We start from the raw sequence: 2802 nt of genomic DNA, 5'->3' as shown, positions 1-2802 counted from the left end.
CGGCACTGGGGGCGGGCGGGGCCATCATGCTGGCCGCTTACCGCAAGCTGAAGGATCAGGACCGGTCGCCCAAGATCGTGATCTTCTCCACCCTTGCCATCGTGGTCTGCATCCTCGTCGGTGTGAACTTCGATCTGCGGATCAATACCGAATCCGTCAGCTTCGAGTCCTGGATCGCCTTTATCGTGGCCTATGGCGCTTATCTCTATGCCATCTTCGGGCTGCTGTTCTCCTGCTGGGTTCTCTACACCTCGGGCGTGCTGACGCCGGTGGTGCGCGAGACGGCGAAGGTGACCTCCATGGTCTTCACCATTCTGATCGGCTCGCAACTGCTGAACCTCGTGGTGATCTCCTTCGGGGGGGAGCATTACATCCAGCAGTTCCTCAAGAGCTTCGACAACGAATTGACGGTCTTCCTGATCGTAATGCTGGTGCTCTTCGTGCTGGGCTTCGTGCTCGACTTCCTCGAGATCATCTACATCGTCATCCCGATCGTGGGGCCGGTGATCTACGGCGGCACCTTCGATCCGAAATGGGTGACGATCATGATCGCGGTGAACCTGCAGACGTCCTTCCTCACGCCGCCCTTCGGCTTCGCCTTGTTCTACCTGCGGGGCGTGGCACCAGCGAGCGTGACAACCGCGCATATCTATCGCGGCATCGTGCCCTTCGTACTGATCCAGGTGGCGGGGCTTACGATCCTCTGGCTCTTCCCGTCGATCGTAACCATCGTGCCGGACCTCATTCCGAACTGACCCGGGAAGGGCATGTTCGGGATGTGAAAGGCGCCCCTTGGGGCGCCTTTTGCGTTACGGGAACTGACGTGGCGCTTTGACGGAAGGATGAGGGGCGCTGCCCCTCAAACTCCCCAAAGTATTTGGGATCATGAGAAGGGGGCGCGGGGCTGTTCGTGGGGTCGGTGGTTCAGCTGCGGCGGCGGGCCGTGTCAGGCAGCGAGATGTTGGCGACCTGCTCGGCGATGGGATCGGTGCTGAGGGGGTGCCGCTCGGCCGAGAAGGTTTCGGGGTCGCGCATGCGGCGCCAGCGGCCGCCCATATAAACCTCGAGCCCGGAGAACTTAGCCTTGTAGCCCATCTTCGGGCTGCCCGGCACCCAGTAGCCCAGGTAGACATACGGCAGCCCGGCGGCGCGGGCGATTTCCACGTGATCGAGAATGATGTAATTGCCCAGCCCGTCCTGCGGGCGATCGGGCGTGTAAAAGCTGTAGACCATGCTCACCCCGTCGGAGAGCACATCCGTGAGGCAGACCCCCGCGAGCGTCCCGTCGCTTTCGGAATATTCAATCACGCGGCTGCGGATCGGCGTTTCCTCGATCATCGCGGCGAATTCGAAGACATCCATATCCGCCATGCCGCCATCCGCATGGCGGCTGTCGAGATAGCGCCGGAAGAGCTCGTATTGCTCCTCCGTCGCCCAGGGCGAGGTGGCGCGGCGGGTCAGATCCGCGTTACGTTTGATCGTGCGTTTCTGGCTGCGCGTGGGTGTGAAGGCCGAGACGTTGATCCGCGCCGAGAGGCAGGCCGCGCAATCGGTGCAGGAGGGCCGGTAGAGCACATTCTGCGAGCGGCGGAACCCCTGTGCGGAGAGGCTGTCGTTCAGCCGGGCCGCGTTTTCCCCCTGCAGGGCCGTGAACAGCTTGCGCTCCATCCTGCCATCGAGATAGGGGCAGGGTTGCGGGGCGGTGACGTAGAACTGCGGTGTGAGGGGAAGCGTATGGCGCATGGGATTCCGGTCTTGAACTCTCCAACAGTAACAAGGGCGGCGGGTTTCGCCAAGGGCGCGGGCCCCGTCTTCAGCGACGCGCGCGCCGATTGATTGCCACGGTGCCGAGGATCATGTCCGTCAGGCCCTGTGCCCGGGGCGAGGTGGCCATCAGTACAATCGAGATAAGCTGGATCGGAGCCATTGCAACCGAGACCGCGTAGCCGCTGGTATGCAGAAATGCGCTCGTGAAATCGAAGGGCGCGTCGGAGGCATCGCGGAACTCAATCGCCATCAGCCGCATGCCCCATGTGGCCGAGCCGTTGGCGAGGGTGATCAGACGGTAGCAGAAGCCCACCACCATCATCATCGCCGGGAAAAAGAAGATACCCGTGAAGGCCGTGAAGGGCAGCAGTACCACGGTGACGAGGGCGATCAGCGTCACGTCGACAACCCATGCCAGCAGCCGCTTGAGGGCTACGCCGTCATAGAATTGCGGATGGGTTTCGGGATCAGGAGAGCGGAGCATGGGGGGATACTTTCGGATCGGGGCGGGGGATGTAAAGGCCGCGACCCGGGCAAATGGGTCGCGGCAGGGGATCAGGCTTTGGGTGTTTCAGCGTCTTCGCTGCTGTCACGCTTGGCGCGTTCTTCCATGAACTGGTCGAACTCGGCTTTGTCGCGGGCTTCGCGCAGGCGCTTGAGGAAAGCCTCGAAGTTGGTCTGTTCCTCTTCGAGTCGGCGCAGGGTATCGGCCTTGTAGGCGTCGAACGCCGCGTTGCCGGTGCTGCGCATCTGCGTCGCGAAGGGCAGGCGGGGTGCATGGCGTGTCCGCTTCGACGATCCCAGCCGCCCGCTCCAGAGCATATAGCCGAGGAGGGCGAGGCCCAGGGGCCAGAACAGGACGAACCCCACCACCGTCGCGGCGATCCAGGCGGCCTTGCCGCGGGCGTCGAGCCAGCCTTCGGTGCGGGCAAGAAGGTTGCCGCGCGGGGAATTCAGGGTTTCGGATGCGATGGTCGTCATCGTCGGTACCTTTCGTTTGGGGAAAGGCCGCCGGGCCTTTCGCAGTGGATGTGA

Annotated in this window: 4 protein-coding genes; 1 reads left to right on the top strand and 3 read right to left on the bottom strand. The window is 63.0% G+C overall.

Annotation, left to right across the window (positions count from 1 at the left end; translation table 11 throughout):
• Positions 1–755: TRAP transporter large permease subunit (locus A3764_RS14740; RefSeq protein WP_150122198.1), on the top strand; the 755-nt coding region annotated here is incomplete at its 5' end.
• Between the two features lie 169 nt (positions 756–924).
• Here A3764_RS14740 and A3764_RS14735 read toward each other — a convergent pair.
• The 3 genes from A3764_RS14735 to A3764_RS14725 all read right to left on the bottom strand — a co-directional run bounded on the left by A3764_RS14735 (position 925) and on the right by A3764_RS14725 (position 2748).
• Positions 925–1743: an arginyltransferase gene (locus tag A3764_RS14735; RefSeq protein WP_067922784.1), complete on the bottom strand. Its 819-nt coding sequence runs from the start codon at positions 1741–1743 to the stop codon at positions 925–927.
• A gap of 70 nt (positions 1744–1813) precedes the next feature.
• Entirely contained in the window at positions 1814–2251 is a 438-nt protein-coding gene (locus A3764_RS14730; protein ID WP_067922787.1) for an RDD family protein, read from the bottom strand.
• Positions 2252–2322: 71 nt separating this feature from the next.
• Positions 2323–2748, bottom strand: a complete 426-nt coding sequence (locus A3764_RS14725) for a DUF2852 domain-containing protein (protein ID WP_067922789.1) — start codon at positions 2746–2748, stop codon at positions 2323–2325.
• Between the last annotated feature and the right edge of the window lie 54 nt (positions 2749–2802).

This window comes from Sulfitobacter sp. HI0129 (assembly GCF_001635395.1).
GTDB lineage: Bacteria > Pseudomonadota > Alphaproteobacteria > Rhodobacterales > Rhodobacteraceae > Sulfitobacter.
This window is presented reverse-complemented; position numbering and strand designations above follow the sequence as displayed.